General features: G+C 67.0%; 22 protein-coding genes and 1 tRNA gene. 6 read left to right on the top strand and 17 right to left on the bottom strand.

Annotation, left to right across the window (positions count from 1 at the left end):
• Positions 1–5 precede the first annotated feature (5 nt).
• The 10 genes from B0T44_RS21865 to argS form a co-directional block, all read right to left on the bottom strand.
• Positions 6–671: an L-threonylcarbamoyladenylate synthase gene (locus B0T44_RS21865; RefSeq protein ID WP_077119604.1), complete on the bottom strand. Its 666-nt coding sequence runs from the start codon at positions 669–671 to the stop codon at positions 6–8.
• Between the two features lie 47 nt (positions 672–718).
• The gene (gene prmC / locus B0T44_RS21860; RefSeq protein WP_077119606.1) at positions 719–1,591 is read right to left on the bottom strand and encodes a peptide chain release factor N(5)-glutamine methyltransferase; all 873 of its coding nucleotides are present in this window, start codon (positions 1,589–1,591) and stop codon (positions 719–721) included.
• Positions 1,588–2,667 (bottom strand): peptide chain release factor 1, encoded by a 1,080-nt coding sequence (prfA, locus tag B0T44_RS21855; RefSeq protein WP_077119608.1) that lies wholly within the window; start codon positions 2,665–2,667, stop codon positions 1,588–1,590. Before prfA ends, prmC begins: the two co-directional genes overlap by 4 nt.
• Positions 2,668–2,845: 178 nt before the next feature.
• Positions 2,846–3,073 carry a 50S ribosomal protein L31 gene (rpmE, locus tag B0T44_RS21850; protein ID WP_077119611.1) on the bottom strand — a complete coding sequence of 76 codons (228 nt, stop codon included), beginning with the start codon at positions 3,071–3,073 and terminating at the stop codon, positions 2,846–2,848.
• A gap of 727 nt (positions 3,074–3,800) precedes the next feature.
• Positions 3,801–5,846, bottom strand: coding sequence for a transcription termination factor Rho (gene rho / locus B0T44_RS21845; protein ID WP_077119613.1), 2,046 nt, complete (start codon positions 5,844–5,846; stop codon positions 3,801–3,803).
• Between the two features lie 312 nt (positions 5,847–6,158).
• The gene (gene thrB, locus B0T44_RS21840; protein WP_077119789.1) at positions 6,159–7,187 is read right to left on the bottom strand and encodes a homoserine kinase; all 1,029 of its coding nucleotides are present in this window, start codon (positions 7,185–7,187) and stop codon (positions 6,159–6,161) included.
• Positions 7,188–7,212: 25 nt separating this feature from the next.
• Complete coding sequence (gene thrC / locus B0T44_RS21835; RefSeq protein WP_077119615.1) at positions 7,213–8,307, bottom strand: threonine synthase; 1,095 nt, start codon at positions 8,305–8,307, stop codon at positions 7,213–7,215.
• Complete coding sequence (locus B0T44_RS21830) at positions 8,304–9,665, bottom strand: homoserine dehydrogenase (protein WP_077119791.1); 1,362 nt, start codon at positions 9,663–9,665, stop codon at positions 8,304–8,306. Before B0T44_RS21830 ends, thrC begins: the two co-directional genes overlap by 4 nt.
• A gap of 20 nt (positions 9,666–9,685) precedes the next feature.
• A complete protein-coding gene (gene lysA / locus B0T44_RS21825) occupies positions 9,686–11,101 on the bottom strand; it encodes a diaminopimelate decarboxylase (RefSeq protein WP_077119617.1) in 1,416 nt (471 codons plus the stop codon).
• 55 nt (positions 11,102–11,156) lie between these two features.
• Positions 11,157–12,815 carry an arginine--tRNA ligase gene (gene argS / locus B0T44_RS21820; RefSeq protein ID WP_077119619.1) on the bottom strand — a complete coding sequence of 553 codons (1,659 nt, stop codon included), beginning with the start codon at positions 12,813–12,815 and terminating at the stop codon, positions 11,157–11,159.
• Between the two features lie 91 nt (positions 12,816–12,906).
• Here argS and B0T44_RS21815 point away from each other — a divergent pair, with 91 nt between their 5' ends.
• From B0T44_RS21815 to B0T44_RS21805, 3 genes are all read left to right on the top strand, one after another.
• Positions 12,907–13,827: a thioredoxin-like domain-containing protein gene (locus B0T44_RS21815; RefSeq protein ID WP_077119621.1), complete on the top strand. Its 921-nt coding sequence runs from the start codon at positions 12,907–12,909 to the stop codon at positions 13,825–13,827.
• Positions 13,828–14,625 (top strand): DUF305 domain-containing protein, encoded by a 798-nt coding sequence (locus tag B0T44_RS21810; protein WP_081512513.1) that lies wholly within the window; start codon positions 13,828–13,830, stop codon positions 14,623–14,625.
• A gap of 97 nt (positions 14,626–14,722) precedes the next feature.
• Positions 14,723–14,795 (top strand) — tRNA-Arg (locus tag B0T44_RS21805).
• A 184-nt stretch (positions 14,796–14,979) separates the two neighbouring features.
• Here the strand turns inward: B0T44_RS21805 and B0T44_RS21800 are convergent.
• On the bottom strand, positions 14,980–16,011 hold the full coding sequence (locus tag B0T44_RS21800) for a hypothetical protein (RefSeq protein WP_077119795.1): 1,032 nt from the start codon (positions 16,009–16,011) through the stop codon (positions 14,980–14,982).
• Between the two features lie 243 nt (positions 16,012–16,254).
• Here B0T44_RS21800 and B0T44_RS21795 point away from each other — a divergent pair, with 243 nt between their 5' ends.
• The 3 genes from B0T44_RS21795 (at position 16,255) to B0T44_RS21785 (ending at position 18,735) form a co-directional block, all read left to right on the top strand.
• Complete coding sequence (locus B0T44_RS21795; protein WP_077119797.1) at positions 16,255–16,908, top strand: Rv0361 family membrane protein; 654 nt, start codon at positions 16,255–16,257, stop codon at positions 16,906–16,908.
• Positions 16,909–17,006: 98 nt separating this feature from the next.
• The gene (locus tag B0T44_RS21790) at positions 17,007–17,564 is read left to right on the top strand and encodes a MarR family winged helix-turn-helix transcriptional regulator (RefSeq protein ID WP_077119799.1); all 558 of its coding nucleotides are present in this window, start codon (positions 17,007–17,009) and stop codon (positions 17,562–17,564) included.
• Between the two features lie 115 nt (positions 17,565–17,679).
• Positions 17,680–18,735 carry an Hsp70 family protein gene (locus B0T44_RS21785; protein ID WP_077119623.1) on the top strand — a complete coding sequence of 352 codons (1,056 nt, stop codon included), beginning with the start codon at positions 17,680–17,682 and terminating at the stop codon, positions 18,733–18,735.
• Positions 18,736–18,753: 18 nt separating this feature from the next.
• Here the strand turns inward: B0T44_RS21785 and B0T44_RS21780 are convergent, their stop codons facing one another.
• The 6 genes from B0T44_RS21780 to B0T44_RS21755 form a co-directional block, all read right to left on the bottom strand.
• Positions 18,754–19,530 carry an enoyl-CoA hydratase gene (locus B0T44_RS21780; protein WP_077119625.1) on the bottom strand — a complete coding sequence of 259 codons (777 nt, stop codon included), beginning with the start codon at positions 19,528–19,530 and terminating at the stop codon, positions 18,754–18,756.
• A complete protein-coding gene (gene mmsB / locus B0T44_RS21775; protein WP_077119627.1) occupies positions 19,527–20,426 on the bottom strand; it encodes a 3-hydroxyisobutyrate dehydrogenase in 900 nt (299 codons plus the stop codon). The genes B0T44_RS21780 and mmsB overlap by 4 nt, the downstream gene beginning before the upstream one ends.
• Positions 20,423–21,502: an enoyl-CoA hydratase/isomerase family protein gene (locus tag B0T44_RS21770; RefSeq protein WP_077119629.1), complete on the bottom strand. Its 1,080-nt coding sequence runs from the start codon at positions 21,500–21,502 to the stop codon at positions 20,423–20,425. The genes mmsB and B0T44_RS21770 overlap by 4 nt, the downstream gene beginning before the upstream one ends.
• On the bottom strand, positions 21,499–22,668 hold the full coding sequence (locus tag B0T44_RS21765) for an acyl-CoA dehydrogenase family protein (protein ID WP_077119631.1): 1,170 nt from the start codon (positions 22,666–22,668) through the stop codon (positions 21,499–21,501). Before B0T44_RS21765 ends, B0T44_RS21770 begins: the two co-directional genes overlap by 4 nt.
• A gap of 14 nt (positions 22,669–22,682) precedes the next feature.
• Positions 22,683–24,182, bottom strand: coding sequence for a CoA-acylating methylmalonate-semialdehyde dehydrogenase (locus B0T44_RS21760; protein ID WP_077119801.1), 1,500 nt, complete (start codon positions 24,180–24,182; stop codon positions 22,683–22,685).
• A 185-nt stretch (positions 24,183–24,367) separates the two neighbouring features.
• Positions 24,368–25,555 carry a DUF2157 domain-containing protein gene (locus tag B0T44_RS21755; RefSeq protein ID WP_077119633.1) on the bottom strand — a complete coding sequence of 396 codons (1,188 nt, stop codon included), beginning with the start codon at positions 25,553–25,555 and terminating at the stop codon, positions 24,368–24,370.
• Positions 25,556–25,821 lie beyond the last annotated feature (266 nt).

Below are 25,821 nucleotides of genomic sequence, written 5' to 3'. Positions count from 1 at the left end.
GGCGATCACCGGGTAGCCGGGCCGGGCAGGGCGTCGGGGCTCATTCCGAGCACCTCGGCGATATCAGCGGTCGGCACCGCCCCCTCGCGCAGGATCCGCGGCTGGTCGGCGGTCAGATCGACGATGGTGGAGGCAACCGCATGCCGGGCGGGGCCGCCGTCGAGGTACACGCCGACCTGCTCGCCGAGCTGATCCCGGGCTTGGGTGACGGTTTTGGCGGGCGGCTGCCCGGACACGTTGGCACTGGAGACCGCCATCGGCCCCACCTCACGCAACAGGTCGAGCGCAACCGGATGCAGCGGCATCCGCAGCATCACCGTCCCCCGGGTGTCACCCAGGTCCCAGGCCAGCGAAGGAGCTTGCTGCACAACCAGACTCAGGGCGCCAGGCCAGAACGCGCGGATCAGTTCACGCGCCTGCGGCCGCACCGAGAACACCAGTCCGTCGATGGTGTGCCACGACCCGACCAGCACCGGCACCGGCATATCGCGGCCGCGCCGTTTGGCCGCGAGCAGCGCGGCCACCGCATCACTGTCGAAAGCGTCCGCACCTAGGCCGTAGACGGTGTCGGTGGGTAGTACGACCAGCCGACCGGATTTCAGAGCACTGGTAGCGGCGGTCAGTCCGGCGGTACGCGAATCGGGCTCCGCGCAGTCGTAGACGGTACTCACGGCAACTATCCTTTCACGCGGGTGACCGGCCGTATTGTCAGCGGGGTTCATGAGCGGACCGCGGCGACGAAACGCGGTTTGCCCGCCAGATCGGGGTGTTCGGCGATATCGGCGAACCCCCCGTCGGCGGCGAGCAGTTCGGCCACCTGAGCACCGTTGCTGTCGTCGTGTTCGATGGCGGCGGCGCCGCCCGGCCGCAGTAACCGGGCGATGACCGGGATCATCGGGCGAATGACGTCGAGACCGTCGACGCCTGCGAACAGCGCGCGCCGCGGGTCGTGCTCGGCGACTTCGGGGGCCAGTTGCGCGCCGGACGGGATATAGGGCGGGTTGGTCACCAGGATGTCGACGCGGCCGTCGAGCTCGGTCAGCAGACCCGGGTCGGTGGCATCGTCGGCGTACAGGGTGATCGGGGTATCGCCTGCGGCGATCCGCAGATCGGCGTTGCGCCGCGCCCAGCGCAATGCATCCGGGTCGAGTTCGACCGCGTGCACTGCAGCGTCCGGGCGGGCGTGTGCGATGGCCAGCGCGAGGGCGCCGGAACCGGTGCACAGATCGACCACGATCGGCGGATGATCGTGCCCTGCGGCAGCCAGCCGGGCCAACGCCCAGGCGAACAGCAGCTCGGTCTCCGGGCGCGGTACGAACACCCCCGGGCCGACCTCCAGCTCGATCGATCCCATTGCCGCGCAGCCGGTCAAGTGCTGCAAAGGGATTCGCTGGGCGCGCCGGGCGACCAGGGCCCGGTAGTCGGCGAGCTGCTCGGCGGTGAGCAGCGGCGCGAGCAGCAACCGGGACCGGTCTACCGACAGCATGTGGGCTGCGAGCTGCTCGGCGTCGGCCCGTGGGCTCGGCACGCCGGCGACCCGCAGCGTTTCGATCGCCTCCGCAAGGGCTGGACGCAAGGGCGTCCTGGTCATTCGGCCGTCATGCGGGCGTCGCGGTCGGCCTTGCCGAGGGCATCGAGCAAGGCGTCCATCTCGCCGTCGAGTACCGCATCGAGGTTGTGCGCCTTGAACCCGATGCGATGGTCGGCGATCCGGTTCTCCGGGAAGTTATAGGTGCGGATGCGTTCGGAACGGTCCACCGTGCGGATCTGGTCCGCGCGTCCGGCCGCGGCTTCCTGCTCGGCCTGTTCTTCGGCCAGAGCTTGCAGCCGGGCCGCGAGCACCTGCAGGGCACGTGCCTTGTTCTGCAGCTGGGAGCGCTCGTTCTGGCAGGTCACCACGATGCCGGAGGGCAGATGAGTGAGGCGAACCGCCGAGTCGGTGGTGTTGACGCCCTGGCCGCCCTTACCGGAGGACCGGTAAACGTCGATACGCAGATCGCTTTCGTCGATCTGCACCTGCTCCACTTCGTCGGGTTCCGGATAGATCAGTACCCCCGCCGCCGAGGTGTGCACCCGGCCCTGCGATTCGGTCACCGGCACCCGCTGCACCCGGTGCACACCGCCCTCGAACTTCAATCGCGACCAGACACCGTCGCGCGCGGCGTCCCTGCTTTTGATCGAGAGCGTCGCTTCCTTGTATCCCCCCAGGTCGGAGTAGGTAGCACCAAGTATTTCGACTTTCCAGCCGCGACGCTCGGCATACCGCAGGTACATCCGGGCCAGGTCCGCGGCGAACAGCGCCGACTCCTCCCCACCTTCGCCGGATTTCACCTCCAGCACCACATCGTCGCCGTCGTGCGGGTCGCGCGGTGCCAGCAGATCCGTCAGCGCCTGCTCCAGCTCGCCGACCTGCTCCTCCAACCCCGGAACCTCGGCGGCGAACGCGGCGTCGTCGGCGGCCAGTTCCCGCGCGGCGGCCAGATCGTCACGGGCAGCCGACAGCTTCTTGTAGGTGCTCATCACCGGGGCCAATTCGGCGAACCGCTTCCCCACCCGCCGCGCCACGCTCGCGTCATTGTGCAGCGCAGGGTCGGCAAGCTGTGTCTCCAGCCCGGCGTATTCGGCCAGCACATCATCGATCGCGGATGGGGCGGCTCTCTCGGCCATGGGTTCGGACTCCTACTCGGCAACTGATTTCACATGCTATTTGCAGCTTCCACGGACAGCCACAGTCGGCTACAGCCAGCCACAGACAGACACAGCCGTAAAAACGTCGGCCATCCCGCCCCGCGGCATTAAAAAACACAACCCGGCCTGCGTGGCAGGCCGGGTTGTGTGGATGAAACTACTTGGCGTCGGCTTTCTTGGCGCGCTTGCCGTAGCGGGCCTCGAAGCGGGCCACGCGGCCTCCGGTGTCGAGGATCTTCTGCTTGCCCGTGTAGAACGGGTGGCACTGCGAGCACACTTCCACGGTGATATGCCCGGATTCCTTGGTGGAGCGGGTTTGGAAGGTATTGCCGCAACCGCAGACGACGGTGGTGTCGACGTAGGTGGGGTGGATTCCTGCCTTCATGGGTGTCCTCTCGATATTGGTCGCCGGGTCGCTCGCGCGTTGCGTGTCGAGCGTGAACCGGAACCGACTAGGCGGGATTGTCTGCGCATATCGCAGACGCACGGCGGTCAAGTATGCCAGAGACGCGTGCGATTTATGCAACGGGCCGGGTCGGGCTCGTATTCCCGGCACGATGATCCCCTGTTGCTATCGCCCCAGGAAATAGGGGGCAGCGAGGGGGCTCGACTCATGAAACCCTCGAATCGGGTAGTCGGCTACGCAGGAATGCGAACAGCACCGTTCCTAGGCTTTGATCCGGACGCACCTCGGCGTGGCACAGGAGGGAGATTCCGTTGAACAGCCATGCGCATTGCCGGTTTGCCCTAGCGGTGCTCATCGCTTTGGCCCTCGCCGCTGTAGCGGGGTGGTTCGTCGCCCCGGGGAACGAGAGAACCACGACCGCGGTATCTCCGGCACCGGCGGCATCCCCGCAGCGCGCTGATGCCCGTCCCGCGACCATCCCGGCCGGATCCCCTGTTCCTACCGCGCAGACCAGCATCATCAATGAAAAAGATTGGGACATAAGAGGTTCTGGTGCGACGGCGTTGATTCTGGCCGCGATGATCGCAGGCGCAGCAGGTATCGGCGCCGTGTTCTTCGCACCCGCGCCACACCCCGCAAACGCGCGAGGACCCCGGATGACCGGGGTCCTCGACGCGGCTGTAGCCGCGGTGGCTTGCCTGGTGGGCTATTCGTCGATCGCGCCCGGCGCGTTCTTGGAAACCTGGACCAGGAACTCGAGATTGTTCTTACTCTTCTTCAACCGATCGATCAGCAGATCGATCGCCTGATGCGAGTCCAGCCCGGACAGCACCCGGCGCAGTTTGTGCAGTACCGCGGCCTCGTCAGGGCTCAGCAGCAGCTCATCTTTGCGGGTACCGGACGGGTTGACGTCCACAGCGGGGAACACCCGCCGTTCCGCGATCTTGCGGTCCAGCTTGAGCTCGGCGTTGCCGGTGCCCTTGAACTCCTCGAAGATCACCGTGTCACCGGTGGAGCCGGTTTCCACCATCGCGGTGGCGATGATCGTCAGCGAGCCGCCGTTCTCGATATTGCGGGCCGCACCGAGGAACCGTTTGGGCGGATACAGGGCGGTCGAGTCCACACCACCGGACAGGATGCGGCCCGATGCGGGCGAGGAGTTGTTGTAGGCGCGGCCGAGCCGGGTGATGGAGTCGAGCAGCACAACCACGTCCTTGCCCATTTCGACCAGGCGCTTGGCCCGTTCGATGGCCAGTTCGGCGACCGAGGTGTGGTCCGACGGCGGCCGGTCGAAGGTCGAGGCGATGACCTCACCCTTCACCGAACGCTGCATATCGGTGACCTCTTCGGGACGTTCGTCGACCAACACCACCATCAGGTAGCACTCGGGGTTGTTGATCGCGATCGCGTTGGCGATGTCCTGCATGATCGTGGTCTTGCCTGCCTTGGGCGGTGACACGATCAACGCGCGCTGACCTTTGCCGATCGGCATGATCAGGTCGATGACCCGGGTGGTCAGCTTGTTCTGCTGGGTTTCCAGACGCAGCCGCTGGTTCGGATACAGCGGGGTCAGCTTGTTGAAGTCGGGGCGGCGTTTGGCCGAGTCGACATCGCTGCCGTTGACGGTGTCCAGACGCACCAGCGGATCGAACTTCTGCCGCTGATTGGACTGCTCGCCGTCCCGGGGCGCGCGCACCGCACCGGTGATCGCGTCACCGCGACGCAGGCCGTTCTTACGCACCAGGTTCATCGAGACGTAAACGTCGTTCGGACCGGCCAGGTAGCCGGAGGTACGCACGAAGGCGTAGTTGTCCAGCACGTCGAGGATGCCCGCGACCGGCTGCAGCACGTCGTCTTCGCGGATTTCCAGTTCCCGCGCCTCACCGCCGTCGCGGTCACGGCCCCGGCGACGTTCCCGGAAGCGGCGTCCGCGCCTGCCGCGACCGCCTTCCTCGTCGTCGCGACCGTCGCGACCATCACGCCCGTTGCGCTGCTCGGGCTGACCGGTCTGAGTACGGTCGCGGCGGCGCTCGCCCTGCTCGGTGTCCTGTTTGGCCTCGTCGACGCGGGTATCGCCCTGCGACGCCTCGGCAGTGCGGGACTGAGCCTCGTTGCGGGACTGGGCCTCGGCGCTACGGGACTGATCCCGGCCGCGCCGCTGCCTGCCGCGACCGCGCTGACCGGATTCCCGCCCGGTCTCCTCGGCCGTATCACCCTGCTGCTTGGCAGGCGCACCGTCAGGCATGCCGTCACCCTTGGCGCCGGCATCGGCGTGGGCTTCCCGCCCGCGGGACTGCTTGGGAGCGGTTTCCTTGCCTTCGGTCGCCGTGTTCTCGGCGGCCTTGCCTTCGGTGGCCGCTTTTTCCGCCTGCTCGGCGGGTTTGCGGTCGGCGGGGGCGGTCTCGGGCGCAGGCTGCTCGACGCGGGCGGCGGGAGCCTCCGCGGGCGCCTTGGCAGCGGCCTTGGCGGTTCTGGCCGCACGAGCCGGCTTTTCCGCAGGAGCCGAGCCACCGGCCTGATTCTCCTTGATGGCGGCGATCAGATCGCCTTTGCGCATACCGGAGGTGCCTCGGATTCCGAGCTCCCCGGCCAGTGCGCGCAACTGCGGCAACAACATTCCAGTCAGCCCCGATCGTGCGACGTCGGTGTGTTCGCTCATTTTCGAAATCTGTCCGGAGTCACTTTCGCGGCCGCCCGAAGGCTGGGTTTTGGAATCCACCCCGGGTGTCGCGAGCAGGTCCGTATCTGTCACGGAGATCCTTTCCTTCCCTCGAAGGCCGTCTGCTATGTCGAGGGTTCGTTCCGTAGTCCGGATCATGCGCCGGGCTCGGATATGTAGCCGTATCGCCTGCTCCGCCGGGCCGGAGGCTTCGCCACCGATGATGAATGGTGGGAGAGATCATTCCAGTTGCGCAGCTACGCAACACCCCCATGGCCTGGAGGCTCGAGCCTGGAGCCTGCTGGAGCGATTGCCCTGATGAAGCACCGGCGTCTGATGCGCGCGATGTACGGACTTGCCCAGGATAGCGGGCAACTGTCGACCTCGGCAAGGTGGACTCGCCGGTCAGCCGACCCGCACGCCTTCGGCCAGCCCCGGCTCGATCACGCGCAATCCGTCCGCGGCCGCAAGTTCACGAAGTTGAGACGGAAATTCCTCCGTACCGAGGGCGAGCACGGTGGGACCTGCCCCCGACACCGTTGCCGCGATACCGGCCGCACGCAGCCGCGTGATCCACGCCGTGGTCAGCGGTAATGCGGGGGCACGCTGAGCCTGATGCAACCGGTCGGCGGTCGCAGGCATCAGCAGGTCGGGGCGCTGGGTGAGCGCCACCACCGCGAGTGCGGCGCGGCTGACATTGAACGCCGCGTCCCCATGCGGCACGGTCTCGGGCAACAAACCCCTGGTGTGCGCAGTGGAGGAGCGTTCATCGGGAATCAGCACCACCGGGTGCAGGGCCGGATGCGCAGCCAACCGCACGGCCCGGTACCTGCGGTCGGGATGTTCGGCGATGGTCCCGCCAGAAACCGCGTCACCAGGAACGACACTCCCGGCGGTGAGCGCTTCGAGGGCGACCACATCACTGTCGACCCCCAGGTCGGCGGGTCGATCGGTTTCGGTCCACGACACCACGACGCCGCCGAGCACACTGGCCGCCGCGTTATCGGGATGGCCTTCGAACTCCGATGCCAGCTGCACCAGCCGATCGGCGCCCGCGCTCAGATCGGGATCCAGTTTCGCCGCGAGCGCACAGCCCGCCGCCAGCCCGCCGACCACCGCGGCCGCCGAAGATCCGAGACCGCGTGAATGCGGAATGACGTTGCGGCACACCACATCCAGGCCGTCGGCCCAGACACCGGCCGACTCCAGCCCCCGTTCGATGGCACGCACCACCAGATGTGAAGGCCCCCAGGGCACATCGTCGGCGCCCTCACCCTCCACCCGGATGGTCAGACCGGAATCGGTACTGCGCACCTCGATCTCGTCGTAGATCCCCAATGCCATGCCGAGTGAATCGAACCCGGGGCCCAGGTTGGCACTGGACGCGGGCACCCGCGCGGTCACAGTGAGACCGGCGGGCAGTGTCCGGGACATGAGCCGGCTGTCGCGCGACGTCAATTCAGGCCAGCTCCAGTTCGGCGGCGACCGCGACCGGGTCGACCGGAAGAGGCTGTACCTGCGGCATACCCAGCAGCGCTGTATCCGGGTCCTTGAGCCCGTTACCGGTCACGGTGCACACCACGGTCAGACCCGGATCCAGCCAGCCCTCGGCGCGAGCGGCGAGCAGCCCGGCCACACTCGCCGCGGACGCGGGCTCAACGAACACGCCCTCGGTCCCCGCGACCAGACGGTAGGCCTGCAGGATCTCCTCATCGGTCGCCGCGCGGAAGGCGCCGCCGGACTGTTCCTTGGCCTCGACCGCGCTGTTCCAGGAGGCGGGAGCGCCGATCCGGATGGCGGTGGCGATGGTTTCCGGGTCCTTGACGGGGGCGCCGTTGACCAGCGGCGCCGCACCCGCTGCCTGCACGCCGAGCATGCGCGGCAGCGAACCGGTGACGCCGTCGGCGTGGTATTCGCGGTAACCGCGCCAATAAGCGGTGATATTGCCCGCGTTGCCGACCGGCAGCGCATGGACGTCGGGCGCGCGGCCCAGCACATCGCAGATCTCGAAAGCCGCGGTTTTCTGACCTTCGATCCGGGCCGGGTTCACCGAGTTGACCAGGCCGATCTCGGGGAATTCTGAGGTGACTTTGCGGGCCAGCTCGAGACAATCGTCGAAATTGCCCTCAACCTGGATGATCTTCGCGCCGAGCATCACCGCCTGAGCCAGTTTGCCCATCGCGATCTTGCCCTGCGGAATCAGCACCGCGCAGCTCATACCGGCGCGGGTGGCGTAAGCAGCCGCGGATGCGGAGGTGTTGCCGGTGGAGGCGCACAGCACGGCTTTCTGACCGCGATATTTGGCGTCGGTGATGGCCATGGTCATCCCCCGGTCCTTGAACGAACCGGTCGGGTTGAGCCCCTCGACCTTCAGATATACCTCGCAACCGGTCAGCTCGGACAGATGCGGTGCGGGGACCAGCGGGGTGCCGCCCTCGAAGAGAGTGACCGGCTCCCATTCGGCGCCGACGGCAAGCCGGTCACGGTAGGCCGTGATCAGTCCCGGCCACCTGGAGTGCGTGCCCACCTGCGGCGAGACGCCTGTCGTACTCATTCTTCGGTGCCTTCCAATCTCAGAACGCTGGTCACAGAGGTGACGGACGCCATTTCCGCCAGCGCGGACACGGTGTCCGCGAGCGCCGATTCCATCGCATGGTGCGTGACGACGACGAGGCGGGCTCGGCCACCGTGCTCTTCCTGACGGACGGTCGAGATACTCACCCCGTGTTCGGCGAATTCGCCCGCCACCGCCTGCAGCACACCTGGTTTGTCGGCGACCTGCAGGTTCACGTGATAGCGGGTGGGCGTATCGCCGATCGGCGCAATCGGTAGCTCAGCATAAACCGATTCGCCGGGTGCGCGGCCACCGTAGAACTTGTTACGTGCCGCCATCACCAGATCGCCGAGCACCGCCGAAGCGGTCGGGGCGCCGCCCGCGCCCTGCCCGTAGAACATGAGCCTGCCCGCATTATCGGCTTCGACGACAACCGCATTGAACGCACCGCTGACGGTGGCCAGCGGATGCTTGCGCGGAATCAGCGCCGGGTAGACGCGCACCGAGACGCGTTCCTTGCCGCCCTCAGCGGGATCGGGCTCACCCGGTCCCGAGCCGACCCGCTCGCAGATGGCGAGCAGTTTGACGGTGCAATCCAGCGCGGTCGCGGTTTCCAGATCCTCGGCGGTGATCCGGGTGATGCCCTCGCGGTACACGTCGGCAGCGGTGACCCGGGTGTGGAACGCCAGCGACGCCAGGATCGCCGCCTTGGCCGCCGCGTCGAAGCCTTGGACATCGGCGGTGGGGTCGGCCTCGGCGTACCCGAGCCGGGTGGCATCGGCCAGCGCGTCCGCGTAGTCGGCGCCGGTTTCGTCCATCGCGGACAGGATGTAGTTGGTGGTGCCGTTGACGATGCCGACCACCCGATTGACCCGGTCACCGGCCAGCGACTGGATCAGCGGGCGCACCACGGGGATGGCGCCCGCGACGGCGGCCTCGAAGTACAGGTCGGCGCGACTGCGCTCGGCCGCAGCGGCCAGTTCTCCGGTGTAATCGGCCAGCAGCGCCTTGTTCGCGGTGATCACCGACTTCCCGGCGTTGAGCGCGGCCAGGATGAGCCGGCGCGGCGGGTCGATACCGCCGATGACCTCGACAACGATATCGACGTCGTCGCGGGCTACCAGGGCATCGGCATCGGTGGTGAGCAGTTCGCCGGGAATACCGCGATTGGTGGTATCGCGTACCGCCACCCCACGCAACACCACCGGCGCGCCGACCCTGGCGCGCAGGTCGTCGGCGTGTTCCCGCAGGATACGCACCACTTCGCTGCCGACATTGCCCATGCCGAGAACCGCAACCCCGATCGGGCGATCGGCCCCCCATCGGCCGTACTTGGCGGCATAGGTCGCCTCGGTCATGGTTACACCTTCCGTGCTCATCAGACCTCCAAGCTGAGCAGGTCCGCCACCGTCTCCCGGCGCAGAATCAGCCGCGCCGCGCCATCACGTACGGCAACCACCGCAGGACGGGTCAGCATGTTGTACCGGCTCGACATGGAATAGCAGTAGGCGCCGGTACCTGCCACGCCCACCAGGTCACCCGGGCCGACATCAGCCGGAATCCAGGTATCGCGAATGACGATATCGCCGCTCTCGCAATGCTTCCCGACCACGCGCGCAACCACCGGGCTCGATTCCGACGACCGCGACACCAGCCGGCAGTCGTAGTCGGCCTTGTACAGGGCGGGACGGATATTGTCGCTCATCCCACCGTCGACGCTGACGTAACGGCGGCGCAATCCGCCGTCGAGGGAGACGTCCTTGATGGTGCCGACCTCGTACAGCGTGATCGTGCCCGGGCCGGCGATGGCGCGACCGGGCTCGACCGCGATCGTCGGCATCGGCAGGCCTGCCCGCTCGGCCTCCTGTGCGACCAGGGTGCGCAGCTTGGCCGCGAACTGGTCCAGCGGCGGCGGATCATCCGACGGCTGGTACGAAATACCCAGTCCCCCACCCAGATCCAGAATCGAGATCTGCGCGGTCCGCTCCACACCGAACTTGTCGACGGCCTCCCGCAGCAGCCCGAGCATGCGACGCGCGGCGATCTCGAAACCGTCGATGTCGAAGATCTGCGAACCGATATGGCTGTGCAGGCCGACCAAGCGCAGGTTGTCGGCCTCGAACACCCGCGCCAGCGCCTGCATGGCGTCACCGCCCGCGAGGGAGAAACCGAACTTCTGATCCTCGTGCGCGGTGGAAATGTATTCGTGGGTGTGGGCTTCCACGCCGACGGTGACCCGCACCAGCACGTCCTGCACCACTCCGGCGCGTCCGGCGACCGCTTCCAGCCGTTCGATCTCGATCAACGAATCGACCACCACATGACCGACACCGGTCGCGACCGCGGCTTCCAGCTCGGCGACGGATTTGTTGTTGCCGTGCAGCGCGATCCGCTCGGCCGGGAAACCCGCGTTCAACGCCACCGCGAGCTCGCCGCCGGAGCACACATCCAGCGACAGACCCTCATCGGCGATCCAGCGCGCGATCTCGCCGCACAGGAACGCTTTCGACGCGTAGTGCACTCGCGCGGCCGCGCCGAAAGCGCGCACCATATCGCGGCAGCGGGACCGGAAATCGTCCTCGTCCACCACGAACAGCGGGGTGCCGAACTGCTGCGCAAGTTCGGTCACCGGCAGCCCGGCCATGCGCACCACACCGTCGGCGTCGCGGGTGGCGTTACGCGGCCACACCGTGGCGGGCAGCTCGATCAGCTGCCGCGGCTCGGTGGGCCGTTCCGGCAGGCCGGGGGCGTACAGGATTTCGGCGTGACGGGGTCCGGCCGGATGCGCGCTCATCGTTGTTCCTTCCTGCCCTGATGCCGGTAGGTCCGGCCGGTTCGTCGCTGCACGTTCACATGCGCTCCGGTGCGGTGACGCCCAGCAGAGCGAGGCCGTTGGCCAGCACCTGACGGGTAGCGTTGACCAGGACCAGCCGGGCGGCGTTGGTGGGGCTGACCGGTTCGTCGCCCAGCGGCAGCACACGCAGCGCCTTATTGGTCTGGAACGGGTGGTAGGCCCCGGCGAGCTCCTCGAGATAGCGGGCGATCCGGTGCGGTTCCCGCAGCGATGCCGCAGCCGCGACCACCCGGGGGAATTCGCCGATGGTGCGGATCAGCGCCCCCTCTTCGTCGGCGATGAGCAGCGCGAAATCCGGTGTTACCGAGTCGAATTCGAACTCAGCGGCATTGCGGGCGATGGAGGCGGCGCGGGCGTGGGCGTACTGCACGTAGTAGACCGGGTTGACGCTGTCCTGTTTGGCCCACAGGTCCAGATCGATATCAATACTGGAGTTCACCGAACTACGCACCAGCGAATACCGCGCAGCATCCACCCCGATCGCCTCGACCAGGTCGTCGAGGGTCACCACGGTGCCCGCCCGCTTACTCATCCGCACCGCGACGCCGTCACGCAACAGGTTGACCATCTGACCGATCAGCACCTCGACGGTGTCCGGGTCGTCGCCGAACGCCGCCGCGGCCGCCTTGAGCCTGCCGATATAGCCGTGATGGTCGGCGCCGAGCATATAGATGCACAGATCGAACCCGCGCGACCGCTTGTCCTGCAAGTAGGCGATGTCACCGGCGATATAGGCGGCTTTGCCGTCGCTCTTGATGACCACGCGGTCCTGGTCGTCGCCGTATTCGGAGCTGGCGATCCACCAGGCGCCGTCCTTGGGGTACAGATCACCGGAGTTCTTCAACGTCTCCACCGCACGCTCGACCGCGCCGGAGGCGAACAGCGAGCTTTCGTTGAAGTACACGTCGAAATCGGTGCCGAACTCGTGCAGCGTCTTCTTGATGTGGGCGAACATCAGCTCCACACCCTCGGCGCGGAACGTCTCCAGCCGTTGCGCGGGCTCCAGGTCGAGCACGCCCGGATGAGAGGCGACAATCTTGTCCGCGATCTCGCCGATATAGGCGCCCGCATACCCCTTCTCCGGGGCAGGGGCTCCGGTGGCGGCGGCGACCAGCGATTCGGCGAACCGGTCGATCTGCGCGCCGTGATCGTTGAAGTAGTACTCGCGCACCACGTCGGCGCCCTGCGCGGCCAGAATGCGGCCCAGCGCGTCGCCGACCGCGGCCCAGCGGGTGCCGCCCAGATGCACCGGACCGGTCGGGTTGGCCGAGACGAACTCGAGGTTGATGCGAGTGCCGCGCAGCGTATCGGCGGTTCCGTAAGCCGCGCCCGCCGCGCGCACCTGCTCCAGGACGGCGCCCTGCGCGGAGGCGGCGAGACGGATATTGAGGAAACCGGGGCCGGCGACCTCCGCGGCGGCAACGCCGTCGGCGGCGGCCAGTGCATCGGCCAGCCAGCCCGCCAGATCGCGCGGAGCGGCGCCTGCCTGCTTCGCCACCCGCATGGCCACATTCGTGGCATAGTCGCCGTGTTCGGGGTTACGCGGACGCTCCACATCGACCTTGTCGGGCAGGATCTCCGGGTCCAGTCCACGTTCGGCAAGCACCTTCGCGGCGGTAGCACGAAGGAGATCTGCAAGGTCAGCTGGAGTCACGAGTCTCTATCCTATGGTCTGAGCAGGTGCGCGCCGCGAGTGGGCACCTCGGGCACGAACCGTTCACATATCGAAAGAGCTAGGACTTCCGATGCCGAGCAGGACCAGCGCCACATCGGCCAAGGCCGTCAAAGCCGTGGGGAAGGTCGCGCCTTCCCGTAACAAGCCAGGCGGCAAGGGTGGCGGCAAGCACAAGCGCCAGATCCCCTGGCTCGCCATCGGCGCTGCCGCGGTGATCATCGCGCTGATCGGCGCGCTGGCCTACAACCTGGTGCCGAAATACCGGGAACAGGCCGAGCTGAAGAAGTACACCCCCAGCGCGGAGAACCAAGACCCCTCCGAAGCCATCGCTGGTGTGGAGCAGAAGGACTACCCGGCGGGGCTGCACGTCGACTCGACTCAGCGGGTGGCCTACGACCAGAGCCCGGCGTTCGGCGGTCCGCACGATGCTTCATGGGCGAACTGCATGGGCACCGTCTACGACAAGGCGATCCGGGAGGAGAACGCCGTACATTCGCTCGAGCACGGCGCGGTCTGGATCACCTACAACCCGGACAAGGTCGGCGCCGCCGACGTCGACAAGCTGCGGGAAAAGGTCGACGGGCAGCAATACATGATGATGTCGCCCTACCCGGACCAGGAGTCACCGATCTCCCTGCAGGCGTGGGGGCGTCGGCTGGCCGTCGACAGCGCCGAGGACAAGCGGATCGGGCAGTTCATCACCGCACTGCGGTTGAACTCCTACACCTATCCTGAGGTGGGCGCCGACTGCGCGACCATCGTGTTCGACACCGAGAACCCGCCGCCCTACGATCCGAGCCCGCCCGGACCGGATGCGGTGCCGATGGACGGCGGCGGTATCACCCCCGATCCCGCCGAAGTGGGCGGCATGTCCGGCGGCATTCCCGGTATCCCTGGCATCCCCGGTATGCCCGGCGTCCCCGTGCCCGGTTTGCCTGGACAGGCTCCGCCCGCGGCACCCGCCGAACCGGAGGCCGGGACGGGCCAGTAGATGCCGGAAAAGAACCCTGAACGCGACGTGGCGAACGATCCGCTGACCACAAACGCCACCGAGCGCCGGTCGGCCCCCGCCGACACGGCCGAGCCACCCTGGAGCGCCGAGACCGGGCTGCGTGCCCAACTGCGCCGCCAGCGCACCCCGCTGCTGGTGCTCGGCGCCGTCGGCTTGCTCGTGCTCGGTTTCGCCGTCGGTGTCCTGGCAGGGCTGCCGCTGCGTGGCGGTTCCGAACCCGAACCGGGCCCGGTCGACATCGGCTTCAGCCAGGACATGTCCGCCCATCACGCGCAGGCCGTCGAGATGTCGGGCGTCGCGCTCATCAATTCCACCGACCCCGATATCCGCAGGCTGGCCTACGACATCCTGACCACCCAGCAGAGTCAGGTTGGCCGGATGCAGGGCTGGCTGCAACTGTGGGGCGCGCCTGCCCGCGGTATCGACGGCTACATGGGGTGGATGACCGAACCACGCAGCGGCCACGAGCACGGCTCCCCGGCGGCGGGACACTCCACACACACCGGTCCGGTGGCCACCATGCCAGGTATGGCCACCCCTGCGGAGCTCGGCGAACTGCGTCGCGCCACAGGGCCCGCCTTCGACGTGCTGTTCCTGCAGTTGATGCTGCGCCACCACGAAGGCGGCATCCCCATGCTCGGATACGCCATCGAGCATGCCGAAACCACCGCGATACGCGTCCTCGCGCAGCATATGGACGCCACCCAGCGCGGCGAATCCCAGCTCATGACCGGAATGCTCACCTCCCGCGGCGCCACCCCCCTCCCCCTCGAATAACCCGGCACGCTGCCCGTTTTTGGCAGCGGGCAAGGGATGCGATACGCTTGCCCCCGCCCGATCGGAACGCCGCAAGGCACCGGCCGGGACCATCCCCGCCCTCGTAGCTCAGGGGATAGAGCGTCTGCCTCCGGAGCAGAAGGCCGCAGGTTCGAATCCTGCCGAGGGCACAGATGACGAAGGCCCCTGATCAGCTGATCAGGGGCCTTCGTCGTTCCTAGCCTCGGCTATCGTGTGCTACCTCGGCCGCGTCGGTGATCCGAGAGGTCGCCACCTCGCCGACAGCGGACGAAGACCCCGACCGGAACCACTGGATGGGGTCTACGTGCCTGCTCCGCTCCCGCCCGCGGTGGGTCAGCTCAGGGAATCCGCCAGGGATGCGTGCAGATCCAGCAAGCCCGGGATCTGCTCGGACGGGCGGCGGCCCATACCGCATTCGGTGGCGATACCGAAGGCGGCAACGGTTTTCGCGGCGGCATCGATGCGGCGGCGGGCGCCGTCGAAACCGTCGGAGGCGTGTACCAGGCCGAGGAAGAGCGCCGTCCCGGAAGGCAGCTTCAGGTCCGCGAGAGGCGCGAAATACTCGATATCGGTGCGGTCCTTCGGGACGGGCAGATGCACCCAATCCAGCGGGCGGTGCAGGCCCGCAGCGACCTTCGCGGCCACCGCCGCCAATTTCGAGGTATCGGCGGGTTCGACGAAGTGGCGGTGCCCGAAATCTCCGTAGCACAGGTGATAGCCGAGCTCCACGCCCTCGGGCACGGCGTCACCGAGCCGGATCAGCCGTTCGGCGACCTCGGGCAACTGTTCCTGGTATTCGCCGCCGAACCACGAAGGGAAAACACCTTCGAAAATCGCGAATTCCACCGCTGCGTCCCATTGGATCGCCAGGTCTGATGCTGGAACGACCGCCACGATCCGGCCCAGTTCGGCCAGGATCGCCGCCTCGTAGCGGCGTTCCAATTCTGCCTGCGGGCCCGCGACGAACGCGCCGACGACCGCGATCGGAGTCGGCAGGCTCACCTGGAAACGGGTGCCGGGCGCGATCACCCCACGATCACGCAGCCCCTGGAACACCTGCCAGGACTCCAGCGCGGCCTCGGCATACCCGAGCGGGCCGAAGTCGATACTCGACGGGTCGACGCCGTCGCGCGGCTGTACCCGTTCGCTGGGGCCATATTCCGGGCTCGGCGGCGGGACCGTCTCCAGATCGGGATGGGCGGCCAGTTTCGGCAGCTGCCAGACCACCCAATTGTCACGCTCCCCCGTTTCCCCATCCGGGATGCGGGAGATATGCCCACCCAGCCGCGAGGCGGCCTGCTCGAAAACGCTTGCCGCGTCGGCGAGCGGCACACTGCCGCACAGATGGACACCGAAACCAGCCATAACCCGATCCTCCATGTTCTCCAGAGCGTTGCTGGCAGGCAGTGTACGACCGAGAACACGTTATGTGCGTGGTGAATCCGGATTGCGGCCCGTATGCGGAGGTCACGGGCCTGCGCCTGGGGTCGGTACGCTGCGGCGATACCGCAGGTGGGTGGCTGCGGTACCCGGACTCCGACCGGACAGCGGACGCGTACTGCCGTAATGTTCCAGCCACACCCCGGGGAAAACGGAGGACGCAACATCATGACTTACCCACCGCAGGGCCCGCAGCCACCACAGGGCCTGCAGCCGCCGTACGGGCAACAGCCGCCCTACGGGCAGCAGCCGGGATTTCCGCCGCAGGGCCAGCAGCAGCCTGGTTACCCCCCGCAGCCCGGTTACCCGCCGCAACAGGGCATGCCGCCGCAGGGCTATCCGCCGCAACCGCAGCAGGGTAAGAACAAAACGGGTTTGATCATCGGGCTGGCGGTCGTCGCGCTGGTCGTGGTCGGCGGGATCGTCGCAGGGGTGGTGCTGACCATGCAGGGCAAAACACCGCTCGCCTCCGATGAGCAGCAGATCGAAGCGGCCATCCGGGACTTCTACGAGACTTTGTCCGACGACGGCATGCAGGCCGCAGCCGATATCGCGTGTCAGGCCGACCAGGACGATTTCAACAAGCTGTCCGACAGCGAAAAAGCCGAAATCGATAAGGCGGACTTCTCGGTCACCATCGACACGGTGGACAACATCGTGATCACCGGCGACCGGGCGAAAGCACATGTCACCGGCAAGATGACGTTCTCACTGCCGGGAGCCGACGATTCCACCGAACACTCCGACGACAGCTCGGACGAAACGCTGCGCAAAGAGGACGGCGAGTGGAAGATCTGCTCCGAGGACCCGGACGTCAACTGACCGGCAGCTAGCTACTGTCGTAACGGCCCGGGCGGATCGAAACCAGGCCACCCTGCGCCCGAGTCTGCCTCTCTGACACGCATGCAATGATCGAATCCATGTCGCGTCCCCGCCCATTACCGCTCGACCCGATCCACGAGGCCCACCGCCAGTGGGTCGAGCACGGCTGGGGTGAGATGGCCGACGGTATGGCGGCGGTGACGTCGCTGGTCCGCGCCCAGCAGATCGTGATGGCCAGGGTCGATGAGGCGCTGAAACCGACAGGACTGACCTTCTCCCGGTACGAACTGCTCATGCTGCTGAGTTTCAGCAAGACCGGGGCACTGCCGATGGCGAAGGCAAGCGCACGCCTGCAGGTGCACCCGACCAGCGTCACCAATACCGTGGACCGGCTGCAGTCTGCCGCTCTGGTGGTCCGGGTGCCGCACCCCAGCGATCGTCGGGCAACTCTTATCGAAATCACCGATAAGGGACGGGAATTGGTTGCTCGCGCCACCGAATACCTGAACGAGAAAGTGTTCGCCCTACCGGGGCTGCCACCGGACCGGCTGCGCACTCTGCTGCAACTGCTGGCGGAATTCCGGCATGCCGCAGGCGACTTCGACACCGGTGACGAACCGGTGCGCTGGACCGGCACCGACGGCGACACGGACTGAACCTACGGTCTTTTACTCCTTGATAACGACGAACGAATAACCTTCCGGCATCCATGCAGCAAATTCTTTCGCCGTTTTCCTTGGCAACACCGTCCAAGCCCGTCACCATTGAGTCATGGTGCTGGTACTCGGCGTGTCGGCGGGCGCCGGTGGCGCACGCGCCGTTCTGACCCACTCCGATCAGCCGCACCTGGATCCGATCGACCGCTGTCATATTCCGCGCCGGGCGGGCGCGGGGATCGCCGAACCGGTCTGCGAAGCGATCCGCCGTATGCGCGCGGCCGCGGCCAGACGTGCGGAACTGATCACGGGAACTGCGGTAACCTGCCGCAGCCGTACGCATACGGACGCGGTGCGCGCCGCCGCCGGACGCGACCGGCTCATCGTGGTCGACGAACCGCTGGCGCAGCTACGCTACCTGCGGTTCACCGGCGCTCTCCCCGATACAGGTTCGGTAATCCTTTACGATCTGGGCAGTTCCGGGCTCACCATCACCCAGATCGATTGCCGTACCGATTCGGTGCTCGCCTGCACCCGCAGCACGGTACTTGGCGGCGACGGCTACGACACACTGCTACGTTGGCAGCTGGCTCGCGGCGGGGTCGTCCCCGACCAGCCCACCATCCGCCGCCACCGCGAAACCCTCAGCAGCGCCCACGTGATCACTGCACTTGACCCGGGAACCGAGGAACGCACCGTCATCACCCGCAGTGATCTGGCCGAGCTGTGCGCGGCCGGCCTGCACCACTCGGTGTCACTGGTGCGCCAGATAGCCGGGGAAACCGGGGTGGACGCCGACGCGGTCGTCCTGCTGGGCGGCTGCACCCGCAGCCCCGGTATCCGCGCGGAACTGGCCGAATCTCTCGGCCTGCCGATCGTCTACGACGCCGAGCCGGAATATGTTTCGGCGCGCGGCGCGGTGCTGCTCGCCGCCGAACGTCCCGCCGTGGGGGTGCGCACGACACGGATAAGGAAGGGTGCGCGGCCGGTCTCGGCGCCCACTCCGGTAGGTAAACGCAAACTGATCGCCGCGGCAGCGGTGACGGTCGGGCTCGGTGCTACGGTGGCCGGGTTGTTGACCCTCCGTGACGCGCCGGCGCGGCCCGCCGAAGACGGTACCGCGCCGACGCCGATGCAGATCGTGGGAATCCCGCCCGGGCCCTGGCGTTGACCGAGGCCCGTCGGCGGTTCAGCGGTTGGTGAACTTCGCGGGGCGTTTTTCCACGAAGGCCGCCATACCTTCCTTCTGGTCTTCGGTCGCGAACAGCGAGTGGAACACCCGGCGCTCGAACCGCAGTCCTTCGGTGAGGGTGGTTTCGAAGGAGCGGTTCACCGCTTCCTTGGCGATCATGGCGACCGGCAGCGACATCGAGGCTATGGTGGAGGCCACCTCGAGGGCGGTGTCGAGCAGTTGAGCGGCAGGCACGATCCGCGACACCAGCCCGGCCCGCTCGGCCTCAGCCACATCCATATTGCGGCCGGTCAGCACCAGATCCATGGCCTTGGCCTTGCCGATGGCCCTGGTCAGCCGCTGGGAGCCGCCGATACCGGGGATGACGCCCAGCTTGATCTCCGGCTGCCCGAACTGCGCGGTGTCGGCAGCGATCAGGATGTCGCACAGCATCGCCAGCTCACAGCCGCCGCCGAGCGCGTACCCGGCCACCGCGGCGACGGTGGGCTTACGGAAGGCTGCCAGTCGGTCCCAGCGGGCGAAATAGTCGTCCATGAACATGTCCAGGTACGACTTGGGCTGCATTTCCTTGATATCGGCGCCCGCCGCGAACGCACGCTCGGAGCCGGTGATCACCACCGCGCCGATATCGTCGGCGCGCTCCAGTTCGTCGAGCGCGGCGATCACATCATCGAGGACCTGCGCGTTCAGCGCGTTCAACGCCTTCGGCCGGTTCAGCGTGATCAGTCCGACGCCGCCCTTACGCTCCAGCAGAATCGTCTCGAAGTCGGTCACTGCGCACCCTTTTCCTCGGAACGGTCACGGATATCGGTGACGATAGCCGAGAAGTCACGTCCGGCCGCGTCCTGGTTGAACCGGTCGTAGATCTCGGCGGCCAGCAAACCCAGCTGCCCGTCGACACCGTTGCTGCGCAGGGCGCTCGCGGCCAAACCGAGGTCCTTGTTCATCAGGGCGGTGGCGAAACCGGGCTGGTAGTCGTTGTTGGCCGGGCTGGTCGGCACCGGCCCGGGAACCGGGCAGTAGCTGGTCAACGCCCAACTCTGGCCGGATGCGGTGGATACCACGTCGAAGAACGCCTGATGGCTCAAGCCCAGTTTTTCACCGAGCACCAGCGCTTCGGACAGGCCGATCATCGAGATGCCGAGCAGCATGTTGTTGCAGATCTTGGCGGCCTGACCGACCCCGGAACCACCGCAGTGCACCACCTTGGCGCCCATGACCTCGAGTACCGGGCGGGCCTCGGCGACATCGGCTTCGTTACCGCCGACCATGAACGTCAGGGTCCCTGCGACGGCGCCGGCAACACCACCGGAGACGGGGGCATCGACGGCGCGGTGCCCTGCCGTGTGGGCGGCTGCGGCGGCGACCTTCGCATCGGCCACATCGATGGTGGAGCAGTCGATGAACAGCGTGCCCGGTGTCGCGGCGGGCAGCAGTTCGGCGTAGACGTCGCGCACCAGCTTGCCGTTGGTGAGCATGGTGAGCACGATGTCGCGGTCGGTTGCGGCCGCCACCCCGGTATCGACGACGGTGATGCCGTCGGCGCTGGCCTGCTGCTGTGCGGCGGGCGCGGGATCGAAGGCGTGCACGTCATAACCGGCTTTGACCAGGTTGGCCGCCATCGGCCCGCCCATATGGCCGAGGCCGAGGAACCCTATCGTCTTGCTCATCGCTGTTCCTTCGGAGTCGTCAAACCCAGTTCCCACTCACCCAATTCGGCGAAATAGGCGTCCACCTGTGCGGGGTCCACCTCGGCCAGGGATGCGGGCGACCACTGCGGGTTGCGGTCCTTGTCGATGACCTGCGCGCGGATGCCCTCGACCAGGTCGTGCGAGTCCAGCGAGGCCACCGAAACCCGGTACTCCTCGTTCAGCACCGCCTCCAGGCTGTCGGCCTCACGCGCCGAACGCAGCGACCGCAGCGTGACCTGCAGCGCCACCGGTGATTTCGTGAGCACATCGGACGCGGCCTGCGCCGCCTGCTCGGCCGGGTTCGCCTGCAATCGGGTCACGATCTGGGCCACCGTGTCGGCGCTGTAGCAGGCGTCGATCCAGTGACGCTGGGCAAGCAGCTCCGGTTCCGGTGCGGCCGTGGCATATTTGGCGATCGCAATATCGGCGCTCTCGGTGCGCAGCGTGTTCAGCAGCGACGGGATCTGCTCCGACGGCACGAAATAGTCGGCGAAACCGGCTGCGATGGCGTCGCCCGCCTTCATGCGCGCGGTGGTGAGCGCGAGATGGGTGCCGAGTTCACCAGGCGCCCGCGACAGCAGATAGGTGCCGCCGACGTCGGGAATGAAACCGATACCGACCTCGGGCATGCCGACCGACGAACGTTCGGTGACGATGCGGTGGCTGCCGTGTCCGGCAATCCCCACACCGCCGCCCATCACGATGCCATCCATCACCACCACATACGGTTTCGGGTAGCGGCCGATCAGCGCGTTGAGGATGTACTCGTCACGCCAGAACCGGCCCGCCTCCGAATCGGCGCCAGATACCTGCGGCCTGCGGTTCTTGGCATCGTTGTAGATGGCGACGATGTCACCGCCCGCACACAGGCCGCGTTCGCCCGCACCGGTCACCACCACGGTGCGGACCTCGTCGTCGTCGGCCCAGTCCCGCAGTGCGTCGGAGATGGTGCGTACCATCGCGTGGCTCAGCGCGTTGATCGCCTTGGGACGATTCAGGGTGATGAGCCCGAGGCCGTCGCGTTTGTCGATCAGGACTTCGAGTTCGTCGCTCATGCTGCTCCTACCGCCGAGTTGGCCGCCGCGGTCATCGACCGAGCCACGACCACCCGCATGATCTCGTTGGTGCCCTCCAGGATCTGGTGCACACGCAGATCCCGGACAATCTTCTCCAGGCCGTATTCGGCCAGATAACCGTAACCGCCGTGCAATTGCAGAGCGGAGTTGGCGACGTCGAAACCGGCGTCGGTGGCGAAACGTTTCGCCATGGCGCACAATTCGACCTTGTCCGGCGTGTCCGCATCCAATGCGGCCGCCGCCCGCCACAACAGTGTGCGCGCGGCCTCCAATGTCGTGCGCATATCGGCGAGTTCGAACTGCAGCGCCTGGTTGTTCAGTAACGGCGCGCCGAACGCCTGTCGCTGCGCGAGGTAGGGCACCGTCTTGTCCAGTGCCGCCTGCGCACCGCCGATCGAGCAGGCTGCGATATTGAGGCGTCCGCCGTTGAGGCCGTTCATCGCGATCCGGAATCCGTCGCCTTCCGCGCCGAGCCGGTTGGCGACCGGAACCCGGGCGTCGGTGAGGATCACCTGACGGGTGGGCTGGGCGTTCCAGCCCATCTTCTTTTCGTTCGGCCCCACCGTGAGTCCCGGTGTGTCCGCGGGCACGATCAGTGCCGAGATACCGCGAGCAGCGCCTTTGTCGGGGTTGCCGGTGCGCACCATCATCACGTACACATCGTTGGCGCCCGCGCCCGAGATGAACTGTTTGGCGCCGTTGAGGACGTAGTCGTCGCCGTCGCGTACCGCCCTGGTGCTCAGCGCCGCGGCATCCGAGCCGGCTCCTGGCTCGGTGAGTGCGTAGCTGGCCAGCAGATCCATCGAGGTCAACCCGGGCAGCCAGGCGTGCCGTTGCTCCTGGTCACCATAGGTGTCGATCATCCAGGCCGCCATATTGTGGATGGAGATATAGGCGGCCACCGCGGGACATCCGGTGGCGAGTTGTTCGAAGATGCGGACCGCGTCGAGCCTGCGCAGCCCGGATCCACCGAACTCCTCGCCCACATAGATGCCGCCGAGCCCGATCGAGCCCGATTTCCGCAGCACGTCGACCGGGAAGTGCTTGCGCTCATCCCATTCCAACGCGTGCGGAGCCAGGAACTCGTCGGCGAATTCACGCGCGGTATCGCGGATGGCCCGCTCGTCGTCGTCGAGTATGAACATGTGGCCTCGTCCGTTCAGTCCATCGTCGGGATGACGAAGCTGTTGCTTTCCTTCAGCCCCGCAGGCCACCGCTGGGTGACCGTCTTGGTCTTGGTGTAGAAGCGGATCGAGTCCGGGCCGTGCTGGTTCAGATCGCCGAAACCGGACCGCTTCCAGCCACCGAAGGTGTGGTAGGCGATCGGCACCGGGATCGGGACATTGATGCCGACCATGCCGACCTGGACTCGCGCGGCGAAGTCACGGGCGGTGTCGCCGTCGCGGGTGAAGATGGCGACACCGTTGCCGTATTCGTGCTCGTCGGCCAGGCGCAGGCCCTCCTCGTAGTCCTTGGCGCGGACTACGCTGACCACCGGGCCGAAGATCTCCTCCTGGTAGATGCGCATCTGGGGGGTGACCTTGTCGAACAGGGTCGCGCCGACGAAGTAGCCGTCCTCGGCGCCGTCGACGACCAGATTGCGCCCGTCGACCACCAGTTCGGCGCCTTCGTCGATACCGACCTGGATGTACTTTTTCACCCGGTCGACGCCGTCGAGGCCGACCAGCGGGCCGAAGTCGGCACCGGGATCGTCGGAGCGGCCGACGTTGAGCTTGTGCACCCGTTCGGTGAGTTTGGCGACCAGCCGGTCTGCGGTTTCCTCTCCGACGGGAACGGCAACCGAGATCGCCATGCAGCGTTCGCCCGCGGAGCCGTAGCCCGCGCCGATCAGCTGGTCGGCGACATCGTCGAGGTCGGCGTCTGGCATGACGATGGCGTGGTTCTTGGCGCCGCCGAAGCACTGCGCGCGTTTACCGTTGGCGGTGGCGGTTTCGTAGATGTACTGCGCGATCGGGGTGGAGCCGACGAAGCCGACAGCCTTGATCCGCGGATCGTGCAGGAGGGTGTCAACGGCTTCCTTGTCGCCGTTGACCACGTTGAACACTCCGGCGGGCAACCCGGCCTCGATGAACAGCTCGGCCAGTCGCAGCGGCACCGAGGGGTCGCGTTCGGACGGTTTGAGCACGAAGGCGTTACCGCAGGCCAGCGCCGGTCCAGCCTTCCACAGCGGGATCATCGCCGGGAAGTTGAATGGGGTGATACCTGCGACGACACCGAGCGGCTGGCGCATCGAGTACACGTCGATACCAGTGCCCGCGCTATCGGTGTACTCGCCCTTGAGTAGATGTGGGATGCCGATGGCGAATTCGACGACCTCCAGCCCGCGCTGGATATCGCCCTTGGCGTCGGCGAGGGTTTTGCCGTGTTCGCTCGACAGCAGCGCGGCCAGCGAATCCATCTCGTCCTGGACGAGGCCGACGAACTTCATCAGCACCCGGGCGCGCTTCTGTGGGTTCATCGCGGCCCAGACCGGCTGCGCTTGCTGGGCGTCGGCGATGGCCGCTTCCACTTCGGACTTGCTCGCCAGCGGCACCTTGGACTGCACCTGGCCGAGGTTCGGGTCGTAGACGTCACCGAATGTGCCGGAGGCACCCGGGACGCGCTGCCCGCCGATGAAATGTGTGAGTTCAGCAACCATGGCCATTCCTGCCTCGGGTAGCGGGTGGATGCGGCGCACCGCAGGGGGAAGATCAATTTGCGGTCGTCCAATAGTTGGACGTCCAAGCAAAAATATACACCCGAGCCGGAATGTGTGCCAGACCACCCGCCGAAAACCGGACCGGCCAGGTCACGCCCAGGCGGAATGTCCGGTGAGTGCCTCTATCACCCGAGCTCCGACGACTTCGGTGCACGGGCGAGCAGCACGCTGCCGATACCGAGCACACCCGCGCCGATGACCAGCACGGCGGCCGCGGCACCGATCGAACCGTCGGTCCAGTCCCACACCGCCTCCACCGCGGCCAGCGCCAACGCGGCGGTGCCGCCGAGGATCAGCACCCAGGAACGGTCGGTCGCGTACAGCCCGAAACACAGCAGCGCCACCAGCGCCGTGAGCAGATACACCACCGGGGATTCTTCGGCGATTCCAGCGAGCTGCGCGCCATAAACCGCGATCACGACCGCAATCAGGTATCCGGCCCAGCTCTCGGTGACCGCACCGAGTTTGGTGAGCGCGAACCAGACCAGCCCTAGCCCGAGCACGGCGATACCGGGACCGGGGCTGTCGATATCGAGCAGTTCGTACATCACCCCGGGCACCACGGCGGCGCTGAAACCGGCAACAGTCAGCACCCCGACCAGCGACGGCAACGCGAGATAACCGGCGATCCCCACCAGCAAGCCCGCGAAACAGGCGTAGACCCACGCGGTATCACCACTCCCGCTATCGACGGCGCTGCCGACCGCCGCGGCCGTGGATAGCGAGCTCAGCACGAACAGCACAGCCGCCAGCCGAGTGCGGGCGGAATGCGGCCGAGATACGGCCATCGCGCCGTTGACACCTACCGCAACCGGGTGGCCGATAGCGGAGCCATGAGCACCCCCGGGTCCGCTGGACACAACGGGCTCATCACCCGGCCCGGACGACGGGGGCGCAGCAACGACTGTGCGGCGGACGCGCAGCGCTTGGAACACTCCATGGCGCCTGCCCGCCAGTGCCACACCGGTACCGGCAAGCCCCACCGCGACCACGGCGAACAACACGACCCGACCGGCTCGGGCCAGATCATCCCAGGATGCGATGACCAACAGGCCGACTCCGCTCAGCAAAAGGGCAGCGCCGACATAGGCGGCGATCTCGGCTAGCAGTTTGGCCGCCGACAGGCGCACCGGACGGCCCTCGCCGAGGGCGGCGAGTACGGCGTCCAGTTGGGCGGGCGTGAGCACCCCTTGATCAACCAATCCGCGCAGTGGGAGCGGAGCGCGATCGTGCTGGAAAACAACCGCGTCGTGCCGGTGACCGGTTTCGGAACCCTCGTGCGGCGCTCCCGGCGCCGAATCGTGTGCTACCACGGCATCAGTATGTCCACGCCGGAGTTGTTTCCGTGTGACAATCGCGGCGGCATCAGGTCGACGAACACAGCGGCGGGAGCGACGGGCCCGAAGGCGGTAGCGAAGCGTAACCACGAAGGGCCCCGCGAACGCCGCCAATCGAACACAGCGGCGGGAGCGACGGGCCCGAAGGCGGTAGCGAAGCGTAACCACGAAGGGCCCCGCGAACGCCGCCGATCAAATACAGCGGCATGACGGGAGCGGCATGGACCTCGGCGGTATCCAGA

The sequence above is a fragment of the Nocardia donostiensis genome (assembly GCF_002081715.1).
Taxonomy (GTDB): Bacteria; Actinomycetota; Actinomycetes; order Mycobacteriales; family Mycobacteriaceae; genus Nocardia; species Nocardia donostiensis.
Note: the sequence above shows the minus strand (reverse complement) of the source record. Positions and strands in the feature narration are given on the sequence as shown.